Annotated in this window: 22 protein-coding genes; 9 read left to right on the forward strand and 13 right to left on the reverse strand. The window is 63.2% G+C overall.

All coding sequences use genetic code 11. The features are described 5' to 3' along the window. The first annotated feature begins 46 nt into the window (after positions 1-46). On the forward strand, positions 47-448 hold the full coding sequence (locus DMX11_RS12185) for a lysozyme inhibitor LprI family protein (protein ID WP_110744760.1): 402 nt from the start codon (positions 47-49) through the stop codon (positions 446-448). A gap of 111 nt (positions 449-559) precedes the next feature. On the opposite strand, the gene DMX11_RS12190 is transcribed toward DMX11_RS12185, so the two are convergent. Then, on the reverse strand, positions 560-1,501 hold the full coding sequence (locus tag DMX11_RS12190; RefSeq protein ID WP_110744761.1) for a GlxA family transcriptional regulator: 942 nt from the start codon (positions 1,499-1,501) through the stop codon (positions 560-562). 146 nt (positions 1,502-1,647) lie between these two features. On the opposite strand from DMX11_RS12190, the gene choX reads away from it, so the two are divergent. From choX to DMX11_RS12215, 5 genes are all read left to right on the forward strand, one after another. Then, positions 1,648-2,592, forward strand: coding sequence for a choline ABC transporter substrate-binding protein (choX, locus tag DMX11_RS12195; RefSeq protein WP_110744762.1), 945 nt, complete (start codon positions 1,648-1,650; stop codon positions 2,590-2,592). A 123-nt stretch (positions 2,593-2,715) separates the two neighbouring features. Continuing rightward, the gene (locus DMX11_RS12200) at positions 2,716-3,600 is read left to right on the forward strand and encodes a 3-keto-5-aminohexanoate cleavage protein (RefSeq protein ID WP_016497614.1); all 885 of its coding nucleotides are present in this window, start codon (positions 2,716-2,718) and stop codon (positions 3,598-3,600) included. A gap of 18 nt (positions 3,601-3,618) precedes the next feature. After that, positions 3,619-4,584 (forward strand): L-carnitine dehydrogenase, encoded by a 966-nt coding sequence (locus DMX11_RS12205; protein WP_110744763.1) that lies wholly within the window; start codon positions 3,619-3,621, stop codon positions 4,582-4,584. A gap of 10 nt (positions 4,585-4,594) precedes the next feature. Further along, the gene (locus DMX11_RS12210) at positions 4,595-5,068 is read left to right on the forward strand and encodes a thioesterase family protein (RefSeq protein WP_110744764.1); all 474 of its coding nucleotides are present in this window, start codon (positions 4,595-4,597) and stop codon (positions 5,066-5,068) included. A gap of 254 nt (positions 5,069-5,322) precedes the next feature. Further along, complete coding sequence (locus DMX11_RS12215) at positions 5,323-5,580, forward strand: hypothetical protein (RefSeq protein WP_110744765.1); 258 nt, start codon at positions 5,323-5,325, stop codon at positions 5,578-5,580. 203 nt (positions 5,581-5,783) lie between these two features. Here DMX11_RS12215 and DMX11_RS12220 read toward each other — a convergent pair whose 3' ends face one another. The 7 genes from DMX11_RS12220 to DMX11_RS12250 form a co-directional block, all read right to left on the reverse strand. After that, on the reverse strand, positions 5,784-7,451 hold the full coding sequence (locus tag DMX11_RS12220) for an ABC transporter ATP-binding protein/permease (RefSeq protein WP_110744766.1): 1,668 nt from the start codon (positions 7,449-7,451) through the stop codon (positions 5,784-5,786). After that, positions 7,448-10,216 carry a M16 family metallopeptidase gene (locus tag DMX11_RS12225; protein ID WP_110744850.1) on the reverse strand — a complete coding sequence of 923 codons (2,769 nt, stop codon included), beginning with the start codon at positions 10,214-10,216 and terminating at the stop codon, positions 7,448-7,450. Before DMX11_RS12225 ends, DMX11_RS12220 begins: the two co-directional genes overlap by 4 nt. 27 nt (positions 10,217-10,243) lie before the next feature. Continuing rightward, positions 10,244-13,072 (reverse strand): TonB-dependent receptor, encoded by a 2,829-nt coding sequence (locus DMX11_RS12230; protein ID WP_110744767.1) that lies wholly within the window; start codon positions 13,070-13,072, stop codon positions 10,244-10,246. Positions 13,073-13,228: 156 nt separating this feature from the next. Then, a complete protein-coding gene (locus DMX11_RS12235; protein ID WP_110744768.1) occupies positions 13,229-14,200 on the reverse strand; it encodes a FecR family protein in 972 nt (323 codons plus the stop codon). 88 nt (positions 14,201-14,288) lie between these two features. Then, a complete protein-coding gene (locus DMX11_RS12240) occupies positions 14,289-14,804 on the reverse strand; it encodes a sigma-70 family RNA polymerase sigma factor (protein WP_371921792.1) in 516 nt (171 codons plus the stop codon). A 123-nt stretch (positions 14,805-14,927) separates the two neighbouring features. Next, positions 14,928-16,034 (reverse strand): GlxA family transcriptional regulator, encoded by a 1,107-nt coding sequence (locus DMX11_RS12245; RefSeq protein ID WP_016484513.1) that lies wholly within the window; start codon positions 16,032-16,034, stop codon positions 14,928-14,930. Positions 16,035-16,529: 495 nt separating this feature from the next. Further along, complete coding sequence (locus DMX11_RS12250; RefSeq protein WP_110744769.1) at positions 16,530-17,906, reverse strand: L-serine ammonia-lyase; 1,377 nt, start codon at positions 17,904-17,906, stop codon at positions 16,530-16,532. Between the two features lie 462 nt (positions 17,907-18,368). Between DMX11_RS12250 and DMX11_RS12255 the strand changes: the two genes are divergently transcribed. The 3 genes from DMX11_RS12255 (at position 18,369) to choV (ending at position 21,421) form a co-directional block, all read left to right on the forward strand. Beyond that, the gene (locus DMX11_RS12255; RefSeq protein ID WP_110744770.1) at positions 18,369-19,316 is read left to right on the forward strand and encodes a choline ABC transporter substrate-binding protein; all 948 of its coding nucleotides are present in this window, start codon (positions 18,369-18,371) and stop codon (positions 19,314-19,316) included. Positions 19,317-19,397: 81 nt separating this feature from the next. Continuing rightward, the gene (gene choW, locus DMX11_RS12260) at positions 19,398-20,246 is read left to right on the forward strand and encodes a choline ABC transporter permease subunit (RefSeq protein WP_177410741.1); all 849 of its coding nucleotides are present in this window, start codon (positions 19,398-19,400) and stop codon (positions 20,244-20,246) included. After that, on the forward strand, positions 20,243-21,421 hold the full coding sequence (gene choV, locus DMX11_RS12265; RefSeq protein ID WP_110744772.1) for a choline ABC transporter ATP-binding protein: 1,179 nt from the start codon (positions 20,243-20,245) through the stop codon (positions 21,419-21,421). Before choW ends, choV begins: the two co-directional genes overlap by 4 nt. Positions 21,422-21,457: 36 nt before the next feature. Here choV and hisF read toward each other — a convergent pair whose 3' ends face one another. From hisF to hisB, 5 genes are read right to left on the reverse strand one after another with little or no spacing between them, the layout of a single operon-like run. After that, the gene (gene hisF, locus DMX11_RS12270) at positions 21,458-22,228 is read right to left on the reverse strand and encodes an imidazole glycerol phosphate synthase subunit HisF (protein WP_079226229.1); all 771 of its coding nucleotides are present in this window, start codon (positions 22,226-22,228) and stop codon (positions 21,458-21,460) included. A 10-nt stretch (positions 22,229-22,238) separates the two neighbouring features. After that, positions 22,239-22,976 carry a 1-(5-phosphoribosyl)-5-[(5-phosphoribosylamino)methylideneamino]imidazole-4-carboxamide isomerase gene (gene hisA / locus DMX11_RS12275; protein WP_060494680.1) on the reverse strand — a complete coding sequence of 246 codons (738 nt, stop codon included), beginning with the start codon at positions 22,974-22,976 and terminating at the stop codon, positions 22,239-22,241. A 27-nt stretch (positions 22,977-23,003) separates the two neighbouring features. Continuing rightward, entirely contained in the window at positions 23,004-23,264 is a 261-nt protein-coding gene (locus DMX11_RS12280) for a DUF2164 domain-containing protein (RefSeq protein ID WP_110744773.1), read from the reverse strand. Further along, a complete protein-coding gene (hisH, locus tag DMX11_RS12285; protein WP_009682882.1) occupies positions 23,265-23,903 on the reverse strand; it encodes an imidazole glycerol phosphate synthase subunit HisH in 639 nt (212 codons plus the stop codon). It abuts the gene before it with no gap. Beyond that, complete coding sequence (gene hisB / locus DMX11_RS12290; RefSeq protein ID WP_009682881.1) at positions 23,904-24,497, reverse strand: imidazoleglycerol-phosphate dehydratase HisB; 594 nt, start codon at positions 24,495-24,497, stop codon at positions 23,904-23,906. Between the last annotated feature and the right edge of the window lie 89 nt (positions 24,498-24,586).

Genomic DNA, 24,586 nt, shown 5'->3' on the forward strand with positions numbered 1-24,586 from the left:
GCTGAGCGAGAATCCTGCGATTCGTCAGCCTGTTAAGGAGAAAAGGATGAAATCATTGGCATGGCTGGTACTGCTGGCCGTCGTATCAGGCGCGCAGGCCGGCGAGGAAGAGAGCACCCCGTGCGACAACGTCGAGACCGACCAACAGACCTACGCCTGCGCTGCGTTCAACAAGCAGACGGCCGAACGCGAGCTGAAAGCGGCTTACGATGACTTGATCCAGCGTATTCGCGACCAGTATGCCGACGAGGGCGACCAGGCTACCGCGCTGGTGGGGCGTATGGATGCAGCCGAGAAGCTGTGGACGCAGCTGCGTGACGCCGACTGCAAGGTCGAGACCTATGCCGAGAAGCCGGGAAGCAAGGCGTTCCAGGCGGCGTGGGATACCTGCGCAGCGCAGCGCAGTGATGACCGGTCGGAGTATTTGCAGTCCATTGGTCAGCAGTAAGCCTGTACGGGCCTCTTCGCGGGCACGCCCGCTCCCACAGGGACCGCGCCGGACAGGGGTACAAACCGGGGACATGGTTTACAGGCTAAAACATGATCAGGAGGTACCTGATCATGCCCTGGCCAATCTATCCTCCCGCGGGCAACGCTGGTATCGGGCCCGATAACACCGGGTAAAATACGAAGCCGACTCGAACCCACACGCCACCGCCACCTCCAGCACGCTCATGTCGGTCTGGCGCAACAACTGCCGTGCCTTGTCCAGCCGCAGGCGCAAATAGAACCCACTGGGCGTGTCATCCAGGTGCACGCGAAACAGCCGCTCCAACTGGCGCCGTGTCACCTGTACGGCTTCTGCCAGCACCTGAGTGTTGAGCGGCTGTTCGGTATTGCGCTCCATTTCGCCAATCACCTTCACCAGCTTCTTGTTGCTGATGCCATAGCGGCTGGCAATCTGCATGCGCTGGTGGTCCTGTCGCTGGCGGATACGCCCGAGCACGAACTGCTCCGAGACCTGCACCGCCAGCTCGCTGCCATGGGCTTGGGCAATCAGGTCGAGCATCAGGTCGATCGACGCAGTACCGCCAGCGCAGGTGATACGCCGCCGATCGATCTCGAACAGTTCCTGGGTCGCCTGCAGGCTCGGGTAGTTTTCCTTGAATGCCTCCAGCGCCTCCCAATGCACCGTGGCGCGGTGGCCGTCGAGCAGGCCGGCTTCGGCCAATACCACCGCGCCGGTATCGATGCCCCCCAGAATTGCCCCGTCATGGTCCAGCCGGCGTAACGCCTGCTGCAGCGCTGGCCCATAAAACGCCAGCGGCTCGAAGCCGGCCACGATCAGCAAGACCCCGCACGGCTCGTGCCCTGCCAGCGCCGCGTCGGCATTCACCGACATGCCATTGCTGGCCTGCACCGCGCCGCCATCCAGGCTCAGCACCTGCCAGCGGTAGGACGGGCCTTTGAAGCGGTTGGCCACCCGCAGTGGCTCCAGGGCACTGATGAAACCCATGGCCGAGAACCCGGGCAACAGCAGGAAATGAATGATTTGCGGCATTGCATGCTCCACGGCAAAGGTGGTCGCTTCCGTGCAAGTGTTGGTCGCCAGGGTGCGATTTTTCACCCTGCCAGCAGCGTAGCGTGTTCACACGGCCCAGAGAGGTCGAACCCAATAACAATATGCACTGCCGATGGAGAGCCACCATGCACAGCTTGATCCGCCGCAGCCTGTTGACCCTTGCCCTGAGCAGCATCGCCACCGCCCCGCTTTTCGCCGCAGAGCCTGCGGCGTGCAAGAACGTGCGTCTGGGCGTGGTCAACTGGACCGACGTTATCGCCACCAGCGCAATGGCCCAGGTGCTGCTAGACGGCCTGGGTTACCAGACCAAACAGACAAGCGCTTCACAGCAGATCATTTTCGCCGGCATTCGCGACAAACGCCTGGACATGTTCCTGGGTTACTGGAACCCGATCATGACCCAGACCATCACCCCGTTCGTCGACGCCCAGCAGGTCAAGGTGCTCGACAAACCCAGCCTGGAAGACGCGCGTGCCACCCTGGCAGTGCCGAAATACCTGGCTGACAAGGGTCTGAAGACCTTTGCCGATATCCACAAGTTCGAAAAGGAGCTGGGCGGCAAAATATACGGCATCGAGCCTGGCTCCGGCGCCAATACACAGATCAAGGCGATGATCGCCAAGAACCAGTTCGGCCTGGGCAAGTTCCAGCTCGTCGAGTCCAGCGAGGCCGGCATGCTCGCCGCCGTCGACCGTGCAGTGCGCCGCAAGGAAGCCGTGGTGTTCTTCGGCTGGGCACCGCACCCGATGAACGTGAACATCGACATGGTCTACCTGGGCGAGAGCCAGGACGCACTGGGCCCGGACGAAGGCCGTGCGACGGTGTGGACGGTGACTGCCCCGGATTACGCCGAACGCTGCCCCAACGCCCACCGCCTGCTGGCCAACCTGAACTTCAGCGCCGAGGACGAGAGCCGCATGATGCAGCCGCTGCTCGACCACAAGGATGCGCTGGAATCGGCCCGCCAGTGGCTGAAAGACCACCCCGATGACAAGGCCCGCTGGCTTGAGGGCGTGACCACCTTCGATGGCAAGCCGGCCGCGGACAACCTCAAGCTTACCGCCAACTGACAGGGCCCTTTCGCGGGCACGCCCGCTCCCACAGGTACAGCGCCACACTCGGGATCACATTGATCCTGTGGGAGCGGGCATGCCCGCGAAAAAGCCACCACAGACATCACAAGGAACAGCACCATGAACCACGACGTCATCATCACCTGTGCCCTCACCGGCGCCGGCGACACCGCCTCGAAAAGCCACCTGGTCCCGGTCACCCCCAAACAGATCGCCGAATCCGCCGTTGAAGCCGCCAAAGCCGGCGCCACCGTGGTCCACTGCCACGTCCGCGACCCGCAGACCGGCCGCTTCAGCCGCGATGTGGCGCTGTACCGTGAAGTCATGGAGCGCATCCGTGAAGCCGACGTGGACATCATCGTCAACCTCACTGCCGGCATGGGCGGCGACCTGGAAATCGGCCCGGGTGAGACGCCGTTGGAGTTCGGCCCGGGCACCGACCTGATCGGCCCGCTGGAGCGGTTGGCCCATGTCGAAGCGCTGTTGCCGGAAATCTGCACCCTCGATTGCGGCACCCTCAACTTCGGTGACGGCAACTCGATCTACGTGTCCACCCCGGCCCAACTGCGTGCCGGCGCCAAGCGCATTACCGAACTGGGGGTGAAGGCCGAGCTGGAAATCTTCGACACCGGCCACCTGTGGTTCGCCAAGCAAATGATGAAGGAAGGCCTGCTCGAGGACCCGTTGTTCCAGCTGTGCCTGGGCATCCCGTGGGGCGCACCGGCCGATACCACCACCATGAAGGCCATGGTCGATAACTTGCCTGCCAACGTCACTTGGGCCGGCTTCGGCATCGGCCGCATGCAGATGCCTATGGCCGCGCAGGCCGTGCTGCTCGGCGGCAATGTGCGGGTGGGCCTGGAAGATAACCTGTATCTGGACCGTGGCGTGCTGGCCAGCAATGGCCAACTGGTGGAACGCGCGAGCGAGATCATCACCCGCATGGGTGGCCGTGTACTCAGCCCGGCAGAAGGCCGGGAAAAAATGAACCTCAAGCGCCGCTGATCCCTCCTGGAGACCGATATGCCCTTCATTACCGAGATCAAGACCTTCGCCGCCCTGGGTAGCGGCGTGATCGGCAGCGGCTGGGTTGCCCGCGCCCTGGCCCATGGCCTGGACGTGGTGGCCTGGGATCCGGCGCCCGGCGCCGAACACGCACTGCGCAAACGGATCGCCAACGCCTGGCCGGCGCTGGAAAAACAGGGCCTGGCAACCGGCGCATCGCAAGACCGCCTGAAGTTCGTGGCGACCATCGAGGAATGCGTGCGCAACGCCGATTTCATCCAGGAAAGCGCACCAGAGCGCCTGGACCTCAAGCTCGACCTGCACGCCAAAATCAGCGCCGCAGCCAAGCCTGACGCAATCATCGGCTCGAGCACTTCGGGCCTGTTGCCCAGCGAGTTCTACGAGTCGTCGACTCACCCTGAACGCTGCGTTGTCGGCCACCCGTTCAATCCGGTGTACCTGCTGCCGCTGGTGGAGATCGTCGGCGGTAGCCGCACCTCACCCGAGGCCATTGAAGCTGCCAAAACCATCTACACCGCACTCGGCATGCGCCCGCTGCATGTGCGCAAGGAAGTGCCAGGCTTCATCGCCGACCGCCTGCTCGAGGCGCTCTGGCGCGAGGCCTTGCACCTGGTCAACGACGGCGTTGCCACCACGGGCGAAATCGACGACGCAATTCGCTTCGGCGCAGGCTTGCGCTGGTCTTTCATGGGCACGTTCCTTACCTATACGTTGGCCGGGGGCGATGCCGGCATGCGCCACTTCATGTCGCAGTTCGGCCCGGCCCTGAAGCTGCCCTGGACCTACCTGCCGGCACCGGAGCTGACCGACAAGCTGATCGACGATGTGGTGAACGGTACCTCTGAGCAACAGGGCGAGCGCAGTATCGCTGCACTGGAGCGCTACCGTGACGACACCCTGCTGGCGGTACTGGAAGCGGTGAAGACCAGCAAGGCCAGCCACGGCATGGCTTTTGGCGACTGAGGAGCTGACGATGCCCGCACTGATCACCTACCGCACCCCAGTCCAGGAGGACTGGGTCGATTACAACGGGCATCTGCGCGATGCCTTCTACCTGCTGATTTTCAGCTACGCCACCGATGCGCTGATGGAGCGCATCGGCCTGGATGCCGACAGCCGCGGGCAGAGCGGGCACTCACTGTTCACCCTGGAGGCGCACATCAACTACCTGCACGAAGTGAAGCTAGGCACCGAGGTGTGGGTCCAGACGCAGATCGTCAGTTTCGACAGCAAGCGCGTGCAGGTGTACCACAGCCTGCACCGCGCGGGTTTCGAAGACGCCCTGGCCGCCAGCGAGCAGATGCTGCTGCATGTGGACCTGGCGGGGCCGAAATCGGCGCCGCTCAGCGAGCTCAGTGTGAGGTTGCTGCAAGGTGTGATGGACGAACAGCGTGATCTTGCGGCGCCAGCATACGTTGGGCGGGTGATTGGACTGCCCAAAAAATAACCCCGGAAAGCCGTGAGCTACCGGGGCCAAGAGCGAGCAACATCCACTGTGCGTGAGTGAGGGTGACCAAACCCTCGGGGGCCGTGAATAGCTGCAGTCTGCTGACTTCACCGCACCGGCAATTAGCCGGGAGCGACCTGTTCTTAGCCAAAGCAGTCATCGCGACATACAACCCTTGCGGGCATGTCGCGGTAGACACAGAATCGGTCGTAAATCACAGCAGCACTCTCTTAGCGATAAAAGGGACAACAGCCATGATGCATGCGGATTTGATTGATCAGGACGACCTCGCCGGCCAGCTGCGCGCGCGCGGTTTCGAGATTCCGGCGGGCGCCAGTGCCGAGCAGGCTTGCGAAGCGGTGGTGCGTGGGCTGACAGAGCCTAATGCGCGGGCGCTGAAGGGTATGGTCGAGCAGATGTATACCGGGAGTGCGACGATTCTGCCGGCGGTGCGCCAGGCCATCGACAAGAATCTGTTGCCGGCGTTGGCGCAATTCAACAAACGCGCCTGATTTCTCCTGGTCCGGCCTCTTCGCGGGCCAAGCCCGCTCCCACAATGACCGCGTAAGCTTTGAGATTTCAGGCAAGACAGTTGCTGCACAGCGATCGCGTAAGCTTTCAGAGTTTGAGCAAGACGCTCCCACAGGGACATCACCCTTGGGATGATGGATAACTTGTGGGAGCGGGCTTGCCCCGCGAAAGGGCCAGGCCTGCCTTACACAGGCTCGGCCAGCTTCTCCAGTTCTGCAGTCCGGTCAAACAGCCGTGCCAGCCCTTCCTGGTGGGTCACCCCCACCACCGTACACCGCGGCAACTCCCGCCTGAGCATTTCCAGCAAGCCCCGGGCACTGCCCAGGTCGAGCTGGCTGGTCGCCTCATCCAGGTACAAGGTATCCGGCCGGTACAGCAACGCCCGCGCCAGGCTCAACCGCTGCTGCTCCCCGCCGGAAAGCACGCGTTCCCACTCAGCCTGCTTGTCCAGTTGTCCAATCAGGGCTCCCAGCCCCACCTGGCCCAGCACACCGATCAACTGCACATCGTCTATCGACCGCACCTGTGGATAAGCCAGTAAGGCGCGAAGGCTCATGTGCGGCATGTAGGGTTTCTGCGGAAGCAGCAAGCTGCGACCCGGTGGCAGTTGCCAGTCGCCCAGGCAGTACGGCCAAAGCCCCTGCAAGGTGCGCAGCAAGGTCGACTTGCCAACCCCGCTGCGTCCACCCAACCGCAACCACTGGCCCTGCCCTGCTTGCAGGTCCAGGTCGCGCAGCATCGCACTGCCATCCGGCCGGAAAAGCGTCAGCCCTCGGGTACACAGGCAGTCGCCCGGTATGGCGGTAACGGCCTGCCTGCGGCTGGCCGCAATCGCCTGCTCGAACTGCTCCAGCCGCTGTAACGCTGCGCTCCAACGCACCAGCTTGTTGTACAACTTGATGAACCAGCTGAGCGAGCCATGCACGGCATTGAAGGCGCTGCGGATCTGCATCAGCCCACCCAGGGTGATGGACTTGGCCATGAATGCCGGCAACGCGGCGAACACCGGGATAATCAGGCTCAAACGCTCGTAGGAGACGGTGAACAGGCTGAGGTTGCGCTCGCGCCCCATCAACTGCCGCCAATTGTCGGCGATGGCGCGAAAGCGTTCGGCCAGCTGCTCGCGCTCGACGGCCTCACCACGGTACAGCGCAATCTGCTCGGCGTGATCGCGCTTGCGCAGCAGGCTGGCGCGAAAATCCGCCTCGCGGTGTTCACGCTCGTAGTTGAGCGCATGCAGCGGCTTGCCGATCAGGTGGGTGAGCAGGCTACCGATCAAGGTGTAGGCCAGCACGAGCCACAGCAGATAGCCATGCACCGTGAAACGCTCACCGAACAGGCTGAAGGTCTGCACCCCCGACAGGTTCCACAGGATCACTACGAACGCGCCGACCTGCGCGAGGTTGATCACCAGCGAAGCGACCAGCTCGATGCTCAAGCCAACCATCAGGTCGACGTCCTGGGCGATACGCTGGTCGGGGTTGTCCGGCTCGCCGGTCAGCCCAAGGCGGTAGAAGGCCTGGTCGGCCAGCCAGGCGTCGGTCAGGCGCCCGGTCATTGCTTGGCGCCAGCGCAGCTCAAGTCCTTTGCGGATGTAGTCCATGGCCACGATGATCAGCACATAGCTGCCCAGGTACAGCGCGTACTCGCCGACCAGGCCGTACAGCCCCGTCGTGTCGAACGCGGCCAAGGTGTCGTAGAAGGTCTTGCTCCAGCTGTTGATCAGCACATTGATCTGCACCACCAGCAAACCCAGGCCGATCACCGCCGCCAGCATCAGCCATGCCACCCATTGCCGGCGGTCGTGCCAGAACGCGCGGCTCAGGCGGTAGAACGTGCGCAAGGTATTCACAAGTCCTGCTCCAGCGCGGCGGGCGAAGGCAGCAGGCGCAGCTGCACCTGATTGGCGGCGGGGAACAGCTGCCGCGCCATTTGCTGCATGGCCGGCAGGGTCAACGCTTCGGGCAACCTGGCCTGTTCGCTGAGGTAGCGGGGGTCTTGCCAGTGGCGCTCGCTGAGGATCAGGCGCTTGAACTGGGTTTGCGGGTCTTCGCGGCGCTTGGCTTCCTGGCGTTGCAGTTCGTGGCGTGTGGTCTTCAGCCACTGCTCATCCACGCTCAAACCGGCCAGGGTCTTCTGCGCCAGCGCCCAGAGTTCGTCCACCCGCGCCGGGTCGCAAGTGAAGCTCAGCGTACTTTCGATTCGCTGCGAATCGGGGTCGAGCTGTGCATCGAAACTCAGGCGATACACCCCCGAGGCTTCACCGCGCAGCTGCTGCTTGAGCCGTTGGTTGGCGAGGTCGCGCAGCAGCGCTACGCGTATGGCCGCTTGTGGTTGCCAGGCTTGAGGCAGATAGCTGCTGGCCTGCAGAACGGCCCGCGGCTCCAGCGCGATGGCCAGGTCTGTGCGGCGCTGGCCAGGCTGCTGTAAGGCCGATTGCGCGTTTGCCGCAGCGCCGCGCGGCAGGTTGGCCAGGTAACCGCGTACCAGCGGTTCGAGCTGCTCTGCGGGCACGTCGGCCATCAGGTAATAGGTCACGGGGGCGCTGGCAAGGCGCTGCCAGTCGGCCTGCAACTGCTCGCGGTCCAGCTGTTGCAGCGCTAGCGGGTCGGGGCTTTGCCAATGATCGGCCCCGTACTTGAGTACGCGCTGCGCGCTTTCCTGGCGTGAACGTACATCTAAGGGGCTGCTGCGCACCCGCTGAAGCAGGTCGTTGCGCGCTTCGTCGAACAACGTCGGGTCGATGCCCGCCAGCTGGCTCAGGCGATAGCTCTGCAACAAAGCCGGCAGTTGCCCGGGAGCACCGCTGAGGTTCAACTGCAGGCGCTGCGGCTGATGCTCCAGGCCGAGCGTGGCCCGCTGTGCCTGGCGCCACGCTTGAGCGCCATCCGGCCCGCTGCGCACCGCCAGTTGCGCAGCCATCTGCAGGCGCCAGGCTGGCGCATCGGCAAGGCGGTAACCTGCGGATGATTCGGCCTGTAGCAGCCAGTTGCCGTCCGGGCCGTTGCGGCGCAGCCACACCAGCTTGTCACCGTTGCCCAGGGTCCAGTGCTCGACGTGCTCGGCGGCGAACGCCTGGCGCCCGACGATTTGCCCGGCTGGGCCCGGTGCATCGGGCTTGTAGGTTGCCACGGTGGGGGCGTCAGTTCGCTGCTGCGCAGGTGCCGGCAGGGCCTGGCTGGCGACCTGCGCCTGCAATGCCTCGGCCGCCGCAACAGTTGGCACCTCGACCTCCGACTGCCTGGGCACGCTGAACTGCAGCACGCGGTCGGCACTGCCTAGCCAAAGCTTCAGCCTGCCGTTGAGGTCGTCGAGGTCGATGCCTGGCAACACCTGCAGATAGCGTCGCGCTGCAGCATGGCGTTCGACCACGCGGCCTTCAGGCGCCGTGGCGTTGGTGAGCTGCTCGACCCATTGCTCGAACGTACGTGGCGTGTGGTTGGCCAGCGTCTTGTCGCCCAAGGCGCTGATATGCGCCCGCTGGTGTTCGAAGTCCTGCTCGCTGAACCCATGCTGGCGCAAGCGCTCGATCTCGGTCAGCAACTGGCGCAACGCTTGTTCGTGCTGCAGGCCGTCTACGCCAGCAGCGATGCCGAGCACCGTCGACTGGCTGCCGATCAGGGTTTTCTGCGCGGTCAAACTGCGCACACCCGCCTGCCTGGGCTGACGACGCAAGTTGTCGACCAGCGCCGCCAGGGCCATGCGGTCGATCAACCGCTCACGCATGGCCGCGCGGCTGGTACCGCGGCTTTCCGGCTCGTGCAGGCGCAGCAGCAGCGACACCTGGCTGCTGCCGGATTGAGGGTCCTGCAGGCGGAAGACCTTCAGCTGGTCATCCAACGGCAGGTCGCGATGCCCGCGCGGCGGTACCGCGCCGCCTCGCGCTTTACCGAAGGCCGTTTCGATCTGCGCCAGCATCGCTCCAGGCTCGAAATCGCCCACGGCTGAAATGACCATGTTCGACGGCTGGTACCAGGTGGCCTGGAACGCTTGCAGGTTGGCCAGGCTGGCTTCTCGGATAGCCGCTTCGCTGCCGATGGTGCGGTGCGCCGGGTAACGCGAACCGACGCGTTGCGATGCCGTGCGCTGTTCGTTCATGCGCTGCGCCACACCCAGCCCGCCACGCCATTCCTCGATGACGATCGGCCGTTCGCGCTCGAGGTCCGCCGCGCTGTAGTCGCGGGCGAACGCCATGTCGGCCAGCACCTGCAAGGCCTGCGGCGCCTGGCGCATGCCCGATGGTGGGCTGAGCATGTACTGGGTGCGCTCGTAGTTGGTCATGGCGTTGAAGTGTCGGCCTTGCACCCAACCCAGGCCGACCATGCGTGCGCGCGCGTTTTCGGCATGCCCGGCACGGCTGTGGAACACCAGGTGCTCGACCAGGTGGGCGACACCGACCTGGTCGTCGGCCTCGTCCACGGAGCCGGCGTTGACGGTCATGCGCAGGTCGAGCCTGCCGGGCTGGGCCGACTCGCGCACCAGGCGGTATTGCATGCCAGTGGCCAGGGTGCCTTGGGTGACCTGGGGATCCCAGGGCAATGGCGCGTCAGGTTCAGGCAGCGACGCACAGGCGCCGAGCAGCAGCGGGCCGAGCAGGCCCGCAAGGAGCTTTTTCATCAGGGTGTCCACGGTTTTTTTCAGGGATCAGAAGCGGTAGCCGACTTCCAGCCAGTACTGGCGGCCGACTTCGTAAGTGGTCCGGGCGGTGCTGCTGTTGCTGACGATAGGGTTGACCTTGTCGGTGACGTTGGTCACGTCCACAGCCACGAACAGCGCCTGTTCTTTTGCCGTGGGGATCTCCCACTTGACGCGCATGTCCCAGGTTGGGGCGGCGGCCACCGATGCGGTGTCGTAGACACGCAGGGCCTCGCCGTCGATATCTTCGGTGCGGCCAGTGTCGATGATCTGCTCGTAGGCGCCGCGGTAGCGGAAGAAATTGCTGATGCTCAGGTGCCAGCTGGGGATCTCGGTGATGGTGGTCAACCGCGCTGTCCATGGGCGGTTGAAGTCGCTGGCCGGCAGCTCGCTGTATGCCAGGCGTTTGCCATCGTAGATCACGTCGTCATCGGCATATTCAGCTTCGCTGAAGCCGCTTTCGTACGTGCTGTAGGCATTCTTGCTGCGCGACCAGTCCAGCGCCAGCTGCAGGCTGGTGATGCTGCCCAGCACGCGGAACGACTGATTGGGGGTGATCGTCAACGAAACATTGTCGCTCTCGCTGGCGCCGGCGTTGACGTAGGTGTAGTAGATGCTCTGGTAGCCATCGACGGGGTCGAGGCCGAGCGTACGCGACGAGGTGCGCACCACTTGGTCGTTACCCTTGCGGTGCACGTACTTCAGGCGGATGTCGGTGTTCAGCCAGCGCTGCTCCAGGCCCAGCATCAACTCGTCGTCGTAGGGGATGTTCATGTCCGAGAAGCGGTTGGTATTGAGCACCTGACGCCCCACCCACGCGCCGTCCTGGCTGGTCCGGGTGTAGGTAGTGTTCAGGGCCTGGCGACCATCGGCCAGGCGGTACTTGAACAGGTTGCGCCCGTAGTAGCGGTTGGCACCGAACACCAGCACAGTGCTGCGATCGCCGAAAAAGTCATAGTCACCGGCAAAGCGCGGCGAAACGGTCTTCTGCTTCATGTAATCGTCGCCTTCGAAGCGCAGCCCCGGGCGCAGGCTGAGCTTGCCGATCTGCATCTGGTCGTCGATGAAGAAGGCGTAGGCGTTTTCGGTCAGGTCGATCTTGCCGGCATTGTACTGGGTACGGATGCTGCCCCACTGGCGGGTGTTGCCATTGAGCAGCGGGCTGACCGAGCACCATGGGTCGCTGCCCGCGCAGCCTGTGCCATTGTCGCGCTTGAAGGTGTTGACGCCCTGCCCGGTCTCTTCGCGCTCCCACACGGCGCGCTGCTGCGAAAGCTCAAGGCCCGTGGTGATGCCGTGACTGACACCGGCGAAGTCGAAGGTCTGCCATTCGCCTTTGAGGGTGTAATCGATGCCGCGCTGGGTCTGGTCGAGGTTGCCGAACGCGCCTTCGCCGCTTTTCGCGGAGTTGCTGCTGGGGTTGCCCCAGTTCTTGGCGTCGGAGTACCACCAATTTACGGTGTCTGTTTCATCTGACTCACGCGAGCTGTACAGATTGGTCAGCGCCAGGGTATGGGTCCAGCGCGCCTGGTCACCTTCCCAGATCGCCTTCAGCGAGCCCTGCCAGCCACCGTTCTTGTTGGTGAACTCGGAGTTCAGGAAGTTCTGGCGGAAAAACACGTTCTCTTGGGGCGCCTGGATGAACGAACCTTCCACGGTCAGCCGATCGTTGACGTCCCAGTATGTCTTGAGCATGTAGTTGTCGAGCTGGCGGGTCTGGTCTTCGCGGCTGTCGGCATTGGGGCTGGTGTAACCGTTCTCGTAGCGGTTGAGCGGGATCACCGAACGGCGCTGGGAAAAGCTCAGGATCGCGCCGAAGTTGTCGGTGAGGTGGCCTTCGAGCATGCCGCGCAGGGTGGTTTTCTCGAACTCGGGCTGGTACTGCTCGGAGGACGAGTTGGCGAAGCTTTCCTGATCCTGCTCGGTGATGTGGTAACGCGTCCACTCCGAGCGGCTGATGCCGTAGGAAAACTTGCCGTGCAAGCCTTTGCTCGGGCGGCGGGTGATGGCATCGATCACACCGCCATTGAAGCCGCCGTACTCGGCCGGGACGTTGCTGTCGTAGACCTTCACTTCCTGCAGCAGGTCAGCGTCCAGGGCGATGCCGTGGGGGTTGCTGGGCGCGGCGTCGAACTGGCGGTTCTCGCTGTAGCCGTGGGCGCCGGGGTCCAGGTCGTTGTTGATCGAGATGCCGTCGATCATGAAGTTGTTCTGGTAGAACTTGGCGCCATTGATGCTGATGTCGGCGGGGTCGATCTCGCCTGGGGTGTTGGAGCTTTTCTGCGCGCCGGAAAACTGCACGCTAGGGTGCATCTGCAACAGCGTGGTGATGTCGCCGTTGGCGCCGGGGAAGGCACGGATGGCCTTGCCGCTGATGACCGTGGCGCCCATGTAGCCGTTGCTTTCGGTGTCGCCCAGCACCAGGGTGTCATGCAGCTCCAGCGGGCCGGCGTCGGCTTCGCTGTGCAGCAGGCGCAGGCTGATCACATCACCGTCCGTGTCCCAGGTCAGTCCGCTACCTGAGAGCAACCGCGACAGTGCAGCCTCGCTGCTGAAGTTTCCCTGCACCGGGTTGCCCTGGGCGCCTTCGAGTAATTGTGCATCCGCGCTGACCTGCAGCCCGCTCTGCTGGCCGAAGGCGATCAGCGCGCCAGCCAGTTGCTGCGCCGGGATGGCGAAGGCATGCACCTGCGCCAATTGCGCGGGCGCCTCGGTGGCCCACAGCAGCGGCGCGGGCAGGAGCCCACCCAGGCCCAGCAGCCCACCGCCCAACACGCATTTCAGGCGCAACGACCAACCCCGCGCGCTGCGCGGCTTCCGGCTTATTGTTTGTGTCATGCCACATCCCCGCCCCGGGCAATTGCCGGAACCAAAATTGAATACGAATCGCTATCAGTTGCTGCGCGCGGGGGAGAAGACGGGGCAGTACGAGGATTTTTCAGAGAATTCAGGAAATATTTTTGCAGGGGGGCCGCTGAGCATCGGCCCGGCGGCTCAAGGCTTGCTCAGTACCAGAAGCCAAGGCCCGTAGCTGTGCACGTCACCGCCATGGGGACGAAGCACAGCCCGCAAGGCAGCCTCAGGCTTGCGCAGGTCATACACACCGGTAACGCGCTTGTCGCCCAGTGCATCATCGCGCAGCAACACCTTACCCGGCAGGTACCGCGCCAGCTCTTGCACCACTTCGGCGACACGCTGGTTATCGGCGATCAACTGCCCCTGGCGCCAAGCCGCCACCTGCGATGGCACGATGGTGTTTACCTGTACGAGGCCATCGACATAACGCAGCCGTTCACCGGCCGTGAGCGCATCCGACAGCACATGCCCATCGACGGCATCCTCGACCCTCACCGAGCCATGCTGCACAGCCACGCCCGCCCTGCCCGGCCGTAGCGCGACGTTGAAGGCAGTGCCGGTCACCGTCACCTTTATCGCATCGGCGCGAACGTGGAATGGCTTGGCCTTGTCGGGCATTACCTCGAAGAACGCCTGGCCCGTCAGCAGCTTCACGTCGCGATGATCGCTGGAGTAATCCACGGCAATAGCGGTGTCGCTGTCCAGCTGCACCACGCTGCCATCTGCCAACGTCACATCGCGGGTCTCACCTTCGGCGGTGCGGTAGTCGGCCTGCAGGCGCAGGCTCAGCGAAGGTGCTATGGCCACCATCAGGCAGGCCGCCACCGCTGCACCCAACCACCAGCGTCGGGCAGGCTTTTTCCTGAGCAGCTGTAGCACCCTGGCGGTCGCAGGTTGCCCGGGCCACTGCTCGGCGGTGGCAGACGCCAGCTGGCCGGTCAGGCGCCACACCCGCTCGGCCTTGCCGTAGGCCTGGGCATTGGCCACATCGCTGGCGCACCACTGCGCCAGCTCGGCACGCAGTTGCGCATCGTGCGGCGCCTGCTGGATGCGCAGGAGCCAGTCGAGGGCTTGGTCGCGGCGGCTGGATACGCGGTCTGCTGACGTCATGTCCGGCAAGTCTCCAGGGGGCTCGGGGGCGCGAAGGGTCGCACAGAGTCGGCCCATTGAGCAAAGGACGCGCCAGCAGCAGGCATTTTCACAGGTCGTCCTCCAGCTGCGCCATGCAATGGCGCAAGGCATCGTGGACCAACTGGTGCACCAGGCTCACCGAGACGTTCAGGTGGGCCGCCACCTGCTGCAAGGTGAAGCCACCGAGGCGGTGCATTTCGAAGGCCAGGCGGGTGCGCTCAGGCAGCGCCTCGAGGGCACGGTTGATGGCGGCGAGCTCGTCCTGCTGGGTGATAGTCTGCTCGGGCGAGGCGGTGCTGGAAGGCAACTCGGCAAGCATCTCGTCGCCACCGGGCTGGGCCTTTTCGGTTGCCGTGCGGCGGGTTTGGTCCAGCGACAGGTTACGGACGATGCGATAGAGATAACTGGCCGGGTGGCGAATATCGGCATCGCTGTCCTGGCGGCTGAAGCGCAGCCAGGCTTCCTGTACCACGTCTTCGGCACGGGCGCGGCAACCCACGATTGGCGCGGAATAGTCGACCAATGCTGCCCGGTGGGCGAGGTAGAGCTGCAGTTTGTCGTCCGCCACGGGGTGGTAAGCCAAGCGATTTCGGGGGCGGCGATGTTACCTGTAGTCGAGAATCATTATCAATATGTGATGTAGTGTTGCCTTCTTGGCCCAATCGCCGGCAAGCCGGCGATTAGGCTGCAAAGCAGCCCCGAAGCCTTAAAGCCTTACGCTGGCAAACGTCGACTCATTACGCGCCTGGCTCAGTGCAGCCATCGGCCCGCTGTGCGGCGACAGGGTCATGGCCTGTGGGATCGGCATCATTGCCACCTGCTGCGCAGTATTGGAGCCTACGCGCTCATCCCGCGGCGGAATGCCGAAGTACTCGCGGTAACACTTGGAGAAGTGCGGCGTGGAAACGAAGCCGCACACCGACGCCACCTCGATGATCGACATCGGCGTCTGCTTCAGCAGCTGCCGCGCGCGGATCAGGCGCAGCTTCAGGTAATAACGCGAAGGCGAGCAGTGCAGGTACTTCTGGAACAGGCGCTCGAGCTGGCGCCGCGAAACCGATACGTAGACCGCCAGTTCGTCCAGGTCGATCGGTTCCTCCAGATTGGCCTCCATCAGTGCGACGATTTCCTGCAACTTTGGCTGGTTGGTGCCAAGCATGTGCTTGAGCGGCACACGCTGGTGATCTTGCTCGTTACGAATACGCTCGTAGACGAACATTTCGGAGATCGCCGCCGACAACTCGCGGCCGTGGTCACGGCTGATCAGGTGCAGCATCATGTCCAGCGGCGCGGTGCCACCGGAGCTGGTGAAGCGGTTACGGTCGAGGGTGAACAGGCGGGTGCTCATGTTCACCCGTGGGTAGGCTTCCTGCATGGCTGCCAGGCATTCCCAGTGCACGCTGCAATCGAAGCCATCGAGCAGGCCTGCGCAGGCCAGGGCCCAGCTGCCGGTGCACACTGCACCCAGGCGGCGCGACTGGCGAGCCTGCGCCTGCAGCCAGGTGACATGTTCACGGGTAACGGTGCGCTGGATGCCGACGCCTCCGCAGACGATCACCGTGTCGATTGGGGGGGCACTGTGCATGGCCGCATCCGGGGTGATCTGCAAACCATCGCTGGCCCACACTTGGCCACCATCGACAGTCAGCGTGTGCCAGCGGTAAAGCTCGCGGCCGGACAGCTGGTTGGCCATACGCAGCGGCTCGACGGCCGATGCCAGGGAAATGAGGGTGAAATTGTCCAGAAGAAGAAACCCGATGGACTGGGGTGCTGTGCGGTTCTGGGTTGGGGTCCCGGAGGTGTACGACGTCATCGCGATTTCTCCTCACACAAATGCAGGGTGTGCCTCAGGCGGGCACTGATTTCTTGTTATGACCCATCGGTCATTTTCCGAGGGCAGGTTTGCCAATCTCAACGCAAACGCCGTGCCTGAAATTGAACGGCTATCCAAAAAAACCTGAAAACGACACCTTCATCAGGCAAATCAGGGGCTTGGGCCGAGCTGGCGGATAGTCGTAAAACAGGCGTGCTAGGCGCCTTGCGTGTAACGGCTGAGCAATTTGGTGACATGCGCAGTGTAAGTTGCCCAGAAACGACACTCTTGAGTGTCACCGACAACGCCAACACTGATAACGACACCCGACGATCGGTAGGCGCCGCGCCGCACCATAAAGAGGCATTGGTGGCTGTCGGTGCACCTGCATCAACATTCGAGGGCCTTTTCGCGGGCAAGCCCGCTCCTGCAGGTACTGCACAGTTCCTGTGGGAGCGGGCTTGCCCGCGAAAAGGCCAGCAAACCTGGCAGAGATCAGCACTCGATAGCGCTGACCGCCAAGCCACCGCGTGAGGTCTCTTTGTACTTGTCGTGCATGTCGGCGCCGGTATCCCGCATGGTGCGGATCACCTGGTCCAGGGAGATGAAGTGTTCGCCGTCACCGCGCAACGCCATCTGCACCGCGTTGATGGCTTTTACCGCTGCAATCGCGTTGCGTTCGATGCACGGCACCTGCACCAACCCGCCAACCGGGTCGCAGGTCAGGCCAAGGTTGTGCTCCAGGGCAATTTCCGCAGCGTTTTCCAGCTGCGGCGGGGTCGCCCCCAGCACTTGCGCAAGGCCAGCGGCGGCCATGGCACAGGCCGAACCCACCTCACCCTGGCAGCCCACTTCAGCACCGGAAATGGACGCGTTCTTCTTGCACAGGATGCCGACCGCCGCAGCCCCCAGGAAGAAGTCGGTCACGCTTGACTCGTCCACGGCATCGCTGAAACGCATGTAGTAGTGCAGCACCGCCGGGATGATGCCCGCCGCGCCGTTGGTAGGCGCGGTCACCATACGTCCGCCAGCGGCGTTTTCTTCGTTGACCGCCAGCGCGAACAGGTTGACCCACTCCATGGCGCTCATGGTCGAGCCGATCACATTGGGCTTGCCGATCTCTTGCAGGCTGCGGTGCAGCTTAGCGGCGCGGCGGCGCACGTTCAGCCCGCCGGGCAATGTGCCCTCGTACTTCAGGCCATTGTTGACGCATTCCTGCATGGCTTCCCAAAGCTTGCGCAGGCCGGTATGAATCTCTGCCTCGCTGCGCCAGACCTTTTCGTTGGCCATCATCAATTGCGACACGCTGAGGTCGTTTTGCTTGCACAGCTGCAGCAGCTCGGCGGCGCTGTTGAAGTCATACGGCAGCACCGTCTGGTCAGCGTCCAGCACACCGCTGGCCGCCTGTGCAGCATCGACCACGAAGCCGCCACCCACCGAGTAGTAGGTATCGCGGTGCAGCTCGCCCTGCTCGCCTTCGGCAATCAGGGTCATGGCGTTGGGGTGGTACGGCAGGTTCTCGTCCAGCAACCGCATGTCGCGGGCCCAGACGAACTCGATAGGCAGGCGCCCGTCCAGCTTCAGGGTATTGGTTTCGCGCAGGTCGGCGATGCGCGGCACGATCTGGGTCGGGTCGATGGCGTCTGGCCAATCGCCCATCAAGCCCATGATGGTGGCGTTGTCGGTGCCGTGGCCGACACCGGTAGCCGACAGCGAGCCATACAGGCGCACCTCGACCCGGGTTACCTGCTCCAGTTCGCCGCGCTCGCGCAGCCCCTGGACAAACAGGGCGCCAGCACGCATGGGGCCGACGGTGTGGGAGCTGGAAGGCCCGACACCGATCTTGAACAGGTCGAACACGCTGATGGCCATTGTCGCATCACCTCTTGCTGGGCTTGTCAGTGCGCGCCATGCGCACGGCGGGGTAGCTGCTAGGCTCAAGCAGGGCCGCCTTCAATTGCCTGCATCATCGGGCTTTTACCGGCCCCCTCGCCGTCTGCAACCGACGCCATTTTGTCCAGCAGCGCCGCGCGATTTTGCCAAGCGAGCTACCCAGGGAGCGGGCCCTCCACGCCGTTTTCCAGCGGCCTGGTGACGCAAAAATGCGGACGAGGGGGTGGAAAAATCCATAAGCGACATCGCCCATACTGGATACGACCCGTTCCGTACTGGATACGACCCCACCAGTAGGCGATTGCCCGGCGCTGGAGGATTATCGAAAGCGACTCGTAAAGCACGGCCACGCATCCTGCCCTCTGCAGGCCTGGTCGACCGGACCTTCAGAAAGCCCGGCGACCCACGCGAACCCGAAGAAAAAATCACAGGAGTCCATCCATGAAAGGTTCACCCTCGCTGTTGCTGGTTGCGTTACTGTCCGCGCCTTTGTTGGCCCAGGCAGCTGAACCCGAGCAATGCCAGACGGTTCGCTTCTCGGATGTCGGCTGGACCGACATCACCGTGACAACAGCGACCACCAGCGTTGTGCTTGAAGCACTGGGTTACAAAACCCACACCACCATGATCTCGGTACCGGTGACCTACAAGTCGCTGGCCACCGGCAAGGACCTGGACGTGTTTCTCGGCAACTGGATGCCGACCATGGAGAACGACATCAAGCAGTACCGCGATGCCGGCACTGTCGAGACCGTGCGGGCCAACCTGGAAAACGCCAAGTACACCCTGGCCGTGCCCCAGGCGCTGTATGACAAGGGCCTGAAGGATTTCAGCGACATTGCCAAGTTCAAGAAAGAGCTCGGCAGCAAGATCTACGGCATCGAGCCAGGCAACGATGGCAACCGCACCATCCAGAGCATGATCGACAAGAACGCCTTCGGCCTGAAGGACGCCGGCTTCAAGATTGTCCAGTCCAGCGAGGCCGGCATGCTGTCGCAGGTCGACCGCGCGCAAAAGCGTGGTGAAGCACTGGTGTTCCTCGGCTGGGAACCACACCCGATGAACACCCGCTTCAAGATGCAGTACCTGACCGGCGGAGACGAGTTCTTCGGCCCCGACTTCGGCAAGGCGACCGTACTGACCAACACCCGCAAGGGCTATGCGCAGGAGTGCAGCAACGTTGGCCAGCTCCTGAAAAACCTGTCGTTCGAGCTCAAGGATGAAAGCACCATGATGGGCTATGTCCTGGACGACAAGATGAAACCAGAGGCCGCCGCCAAGAAATGGCTCAAGGACAACCCAGGCAAGCTGGACGCCTGGCTGGCCGGCGTTACCACCGTGGATGGCAAACCCGGCCTTGAGGCGGCCAAGGCCAAGCTCACGCAATAACGAAATTCGTAATAGCGCTACCTCGGGGCAGGACCGTGCCTGCCCCGGGTTGATTTCAATCTATGCAGGTGGAAGCTCGCTATCATGCTTATCGATCAGAAAATACCCCTGGGCCAGTACATCGCGTCGTTCGTCGAGTGGCTGACCCAGAACGGCGCGAATTACTTCGACGCCATCGCGCAAGGCCTGGAGTTCATGATCCATGGCGTCACCAGCGCCCTGACTTTCTTCAACCCGTTCGTGCTTATCGCCCTGTTCGCCGCCCTGGCGCATTTCATCCAGCGCAAGTGGGCCCTGACCGCATTCGTCGCCCTGTCGTTCCTGCTGATCCTCAACCTGGGTTACTGGCAGGAAACCATGGAAACCCTGGCCCAGGTGACCTTCGCCACCGTGGTCTGCGTGGCCATCGGCGTGCCGTTGGGCATCGTCGCCGCGCACAAGCCGATGTTCTACACCGCCATGCGCCCGGTACTCGACCTGATGCAGACGGTCCCCACTTTCGTCTACCTGATCCCCACCCTGACCTTGTTTGGCCTGGGTGTGGTACCGGGGCTGATTTCCACCGTGGTATTCGCCATCGCCGCGCCGATCCGCCTTACCTACCTGGGTATCTGCGACGTGCCGCAAGAGCTGATGGACGCCGGCAAAGCGTTTGGCTGCTCGCGGCGCCAATTGCTGACCCGTATCGAACTGCCGCACGCGATGCCGAGCATCGCTGCTGGCGTAACCCAGTGCATCATGCTGTCGCTGTCGATGGTGGTGATTGCCGCCCTGGTTGGCGCTGACGGCCTGGGCAAACCTGTGGTCAACGCACTGAACACCGCCGATATTTCCCTGGGCTTCGAAGCGGGCCTGGCGATCGTGCTGCTGGCGATCATGCTCGACCGTATCTGCAAGCAACCGGAGCTTCCGGCAAGGGGTGAAGCATGAGCATCATTCGTTTCGAAGACGTCGACGTCATATTTTCCAACAAGCCGCGCGAGGCGCTGGCACTGCTGGACAAAGGCCAGACCCGCGAGCAGATCCTCAAGCAGACCGGCCTGGTGGTCGGCGTCGAGAAGGCCAACCTGGATATCCAGAAGGGCGAGATCTGCGTGCTGATGGGCCTGTCCGGCTCGGGCAAGTCGAGCCTGCTGCGCTGCATCAACGGCCTCAACACCGTCAGCCGCGGCAAGTTGTTCGTCGAGCATGAAGGCAAGCACATCGACATTGCCCACTGCACCCCGGCAGAACTGAAGATGATGCGCACCAAGCGCATTGCCATGGTGTTCCAGAAGTTTGCCCTGATGCCCTGGCTGACGGTACGCGAGAACATCAGCTTTGGCCTGGAAATGCAGGGCCGCCCAGAAAAGGAACGGCGCAAGCTGGTGGACGAGAAGCTTGAGCTGGTGGGCCTGACCCAGTGGCGCAACAAGAAGCCCGACGAACTGTCGGGGGGCATGCAGCAGCGCGTGGGCCTGGCTCGGGCGCTGGCGATGGATGCCGACATCCTGCTGATGGACGAACCGTTCTCGGCCCTCGACCCGCTGATCCGCCAGGGCTTGCAAGACGAGTTGCTGGGCCTGCAGGCCAAGCTGAGCAAGACCATCGTGTTCGTCAGCCACGACCTCGACGAGGCACTGAAGTTGGGTAGCCGCATCGCAATCATGAAAGACGGGCGGATCATTCAGTACAGCAAGCCTGAAGAAATCGTGCTGAACCCGGCCGACGAGTATGTGCGCACCTTCGTCGCCCACACCAACCCGTTGAACGTGCTGTGCGGCCGCAGCCTGATGCGCAGCCTGGACAACTGCAAGCGGGTCAATGGCTCGGTGTGCCTGGACCCGGGTATCGATTCGTGGCTGGACCTGGGCGAAGGTGGCGCGCTCAAGCGTGCGCGCCAGGGGCAGAACGGGCTGGACATGCAGAACTGGGCACCGGGGCAGGATGTGGAGCTGCTGGAGCGCAGGCCGACCGTGGTGCACGCCGACATCGGCATGCGCGAGGCGCTGCAGATTCGTTATCAGACCGGCAACAAGCTGGTGCTGCAGGATAACGACAGGGTGGTGGGGATTCTTGGGGATACCGAGCTTTATCACGCGTTGCTCGGCAAGAACCACGGTTGAGGCAATTGGGGCCGCGTTGCGGCCCCAATCAATGGATCAGCGAACGACGATCCCGCGCGATGCCATGTAGGCCTTGGCCTCCGGCACCGTGTACTCGCCAAAGTGGAAGATACTGGCCGCCAGCACCGCGCTGGCATGCCCTTCCAGAATGCCGTCAGCCAGGTGCTGCAGGTTACCGACACCCCCCGAGGCAATCACCGGAATCCCCAGCGCATCACTGATGGCGCGGGTAACGCCCAGGTCGAAGCCGTTCTTCATGCCGTCCTGGTCCATGCTGGTCAGCAGGATCTCACCAGCGCCCAGTCCTTCCATCTTTTTCGCCCACTCGACTGCATCCAGCCCGGTCGGCTTGCGCCCACCGTGGGTGAAGATTTCCCAGCGCGGTTCTTCACCAGGCCCCGACACCTTCTTGGCATCGATGGCGACGACGATGCACTGCGAGCCGAAACGGTCCGCCGCTTCGCCGACAAACTCCGGGTTGAACACCGCAGCCGTGTTGATCGACACCTTGTCGGCACCGGCATTGAGCAGGTTGCGAATATCCTGCACGGTGCGCACGCCACCGCCCACGGTCAGTGGGATGAACACCTGGCTGGCCATGCGCTCGACGGTATGCAGGGTGGTGTCGCGGCCATCGACGCTGGCGGTGATGTCGAGGAAGGTGATTTCGTCGGCACCCTGCTCGTTGTAGCGACGAGCGATTTCCACCGGGTCGCCGGCATCACGGATGTTCTCGAACTTGACGCCCTTGACCACCCGGCCGTTGTCCACGTCCAGGCAAGGGATGATGCGCTTGGCCAGTGCCATGGTTCAGTCCTCAGCCTTGGTAGTTGTCGCAGAAGGCCTGGGCCTCGGCGACATCCAGGGTGCCTTCGTAGATGGCACGGCCGGTGATGGCGCCGACAATGCCCGGGGCCTTGGCGTCCAGCAGGGCCTTGATGTCGCCCAGGTTGTGGATGCCACCCGAGGCGATCACCGGAATGCGCGTGGCTTCGGCCAGTGCCTTGGTGAACGGTACGTTGCAGCCCTGCATCATGCCGTCCTTGGCGATGTCGGTATAGACGATCGCCGAGACGCCATCGGCCTCGAAACGCTTGGCCAGGTCGATGACCTGCACCGAGCTGACTTCGGCCCAGCCGTCGGTGGCGACGAAGCCGTCCTTGGCGTCCAGGCCAACGATGACCTTGCCCGGGAAGGCCTTGCACGCCTCGGCGACGAACTCTGGCTGCTTGACTGCCTTGGTGCCAATGATCACGTAGCTGACGCCGGCCTTGACGTAGTGTTCGATGGTTTCCAGCGAGCGGATACCACCGCCGATCTGGATCGGCAGGGTCGGGTAACGCTTGGCGATGGCGGTAACCACCTCACCATTGACCGGCTGGCCTTCGAAGGCGCCGTTGAGGTCGACCAGGTGCAGGCGGCGGCAGCCACCCTCGACCCACTTGGCGGCCATGCTCACCGGGTCGTCGGAAAATACCGTGGAGTCTTCCATGCGGCCCTGGCGCAGGCGCACGCAGGCACCGTCCTTCAGATCGATAGCGGGGATAATCAGCATCTTGGGAACCTGTCTGTTCTTGGGGGTTCAGGGCTTTTCGAGCGCCCACAGATCGCTTTCGATGCTCTCGAACCGCTCCTTGAGGTGCAGCTGAACATCGGCAATCGCCCTGTTGTAGTAAAGGGGTGCAATTTCTTTGCTGAACAGGTCAAGGACCTCGGCGACCTCGAACGACCCCAGCTCCAGCTCGAAACGGTCTTCGAGAAAGCGCTTGAGCGTGTGCAGCGCTTCGCGCTCCTGCTCGGGGGCCAGGGTGATGACCGGGGCCTTGGTCTTCGACCTGCTCATTTACCAGCGCCCGTCCCAGGCGACGAAGTTCTGCAGCAGCTGCAGGCCATGGGTATGGCTCTTCTCCGGGTGGAACTGCACGGCAAAGCGCGAGCCATCGGCCAGCGCCGCGGCGAAGTCGACGCCATAGTGGCCGCGGCCGACCACCTGGCCCGGCTTGCCGGCATTGATGTAGTAGCTGTGCACGAAATAGAAACGTGCGCGGTCAGGGATGTCATGCCACAGCGGGTGGTGGATGGTCTGGCTGACTTCGTTCCAGCCCATGTGCGGCACCTTCAGGTGCTCGCCGTCTTCTTGCAGGTCTTTGCCAAAGAAGCGCACCTGGCCCGGAAACAGGCCGATGCAGTCGACACCGGTGTTTTCTTCGCTGTGTTCGAGCAGCGCCTGCATACCCACGCAGATGCCGAGGAACGGGCGGTCCTGGCTGACTTCGCGCACCAGGCTGTCGAAGCCCAGGCGGCGGATTTCAGCCATGCAGTCGCGGATCGCGCCCACACCCGGGAACACCACACGGTCGGCCTCGCGAATGACTGCGGCATCACTGGTGACCAGCACCTTGCCGGCACCTACGTGCTCAAGCGCCTTGGCCACCGAGTGCAGGTTGCCCATGCCATAGTCGATTACGGCTACCGTCTGCATTTACAGGCACCCTTTGGTGGACGGCATCTGGCCGGCCATACGCTCGTCGAGGGTTACCGCCATGCGCAAGGCGCGGCCGAAAGCCTTGAACACGGTTTCGATCTGGTGGTGGGTGTTGTGGCCACGCAGGTTGTCGATGTGCAGGGTGACCAGGGCGTGGTTGACGAAGCCCTGGAAAAACTCCTGGAACAGGTCGACATCGAAGCCGCCGACGCTGGCACGGGTGTACGGCACATGCATCTGCAGGCCTGGGCGGCCGGAGAAGTCGATGACCACGCGCGACAGCGCTTCGTCCAGCGGCACATAGGCGTGGCCGTAGCGGAAGATGCCTTTCTTGTCACCGATGGCCTGGGCGAAAGCCATGCCCAGGGTGATACCGACGTCTTCGACGGTATGGTGATCGTCGATATGCGTGTCACCCTTGCACTCGATATCCAGATCGATCAGGCCATGGCGGGCGATCTGGTCCAGCATGTGTTCAAGGAAAGGCACGCCGATATCGAATCGGGCCTTGCCACTGCCATCGAGGTTGATCGAGCACTTGACCTGGGTTTCCAGGGTATTGCGCTCGACGGAAGCCTTACGTTCGACCATCACCAGCTCCGCAAAATCATTGGGCGAAAAGGGTTCCATTATAGGCCCAGAACGCGCCAGCTTGAAACGCGGATGACATATGGCAAAGC

This window comes from Pseudomonas sp. LB-090624 (genome assembly GCF_003205205.1).
Lineage (GTDB): Bacteria > Pseudomonadota > Gammaproteobacteria > Pseudomonadales > Pseudomonadaceae > Aquipseudomonas.

Excerpts from the sequence above, each read along its gene's own strand:
- DMX11_RS12205 (WP_110744763.1), top strand. The coding sequence starts at position 3,619 with ATGCCCTTCATTACCGAGATCAAGACCTTCGCCGCCCTGGGTAGCGGC.
- choV (WP_110744772.1), top strand. The coding sequence starts at position 20,243 with ATGAGCATCATTCGTTTCGAAGACGTCGACGTCATATTTTCCAACAAG.
- DMX11_RS12185 (WP_110744760.1), top strand. The coding sequence starts at position 47 with ATGAAATCATTGGCATGGCTGGTACTGCTGGCCGTCGTATCAGGCGCG.
- DMX11_RS12245 (WP_016484513.1), bottom strand. The coding sequence starts at position 16,034 with ATGACGTCGTACACCTCCGGGACCCCAACCCAGAACCGCACAGCACCC.
- DMX11_RS12200 (WP_016497614.1), top strand. The coding sequence starts at position 2,716 with ATGAACCACGACGTCATCATCACCTGTGCCCTCACCGGCGCCGGCGAC.
- DMX11_RS12280 (WP_110744773.1), bottom strand. The coding sequence starts at position 23,264 with ATGAGCAGGTCGAAGACCAAGGCCCCGGTCATCACCCTGGCCCCCGAG.
- DMX11_RS12210 (WP_110744764.1), top strand. The coding sequence starts at position 4,595 with ATGCCCGCACTGATCACCTACCGCACCCCAGTCCAGGAGGACTGGGTC.
- DMX11_RS12190 (WP_110744761.1), bottom strand. The coding sequence starts at position 1,501 with ATGCCGCAAATCATTCATTTCCTGCTGTTGCCCGGGTTCTCGGCCATG.
- DMX11_RS12215 (WP_110744765.1), top strand. The coding sequence starts at position 5,323 with ATGATGCATGCGGATTTGATTGATCAGGACGACCTCGCCGGCCAGCTG.
- DMX11_RS12255 (WP_110744770.1), top strand. The coding sequence starts at position 18,369 with ATGAAAGGTTCACCCTCGCTGTTGCTGGTTGCGTTACTGTCCGCGCCT.
- choX (WP_110744762.1), top strand. The coding sequence starts at position 1,648 with ATGCACAGCTTGATCCGCCGCAGCCTGTTGACCCTTGCCCTGAGCAGC.
- DMX11_RS12230 (WP_110744767.1), bottom strand. The coding sequence starts at position 13,072 with ATGACACAAACAATAAGCCGGAAGCCGCGCAGCGCGCGGGGTTGGTCG.
- DMX11_RS12225 (WP_110744850.1), bottom strand. The coding sequence starts at position 10,216 with ATGAAAAAGCTCCTTGCGGGCCTGCTCGGCCCGCTGCTGCTCGGCGCC.
- hisB (WP_009682881.1), bottom strand. The coding sequence starts at position 24,497 with ATGGTCGAACGTAAGGCTTCCGTCGAGCGCAATACCCTGGAAACCCAG.
- DMX11_RS12250 (WP_110744769.1), bottom strand. The coding sequence starts at position 17,906 with ATGGCCATCAGCGTGTTCGACCTGTTCAAGATCGGTGTCGGGCCTTCC.
- DMX11_RS12235 (WP_110744768.1), bottom strand. The coding sequence starts at position 14,200 with ATGACGTCAGCAGACCGCGTATCCAGCCGCCGCGACCAAGCCCTCGAC.
- hisH (WP_009682882.1), bottom strand. The coding sequence starts at position 23,903 with ATGCAGACGGTAGCCGTAATCGACTATGGCATGGGCAACCTGCACTCG.
- hisA (WP_060494680.1), bottom strand. The coding sequence starts at position 22,976 with ATGCTGATTATCCCCGCTATCGATCTGAAGGACGGTGCCTGCGTGCGC.
- hisF (WP_079226229.1), bottom strand. The coding sequence starts at position 22,228 with ATGGCACTGGCCAAGCGCATCATCCCTTGCCTGGACGTGGACAACGGC.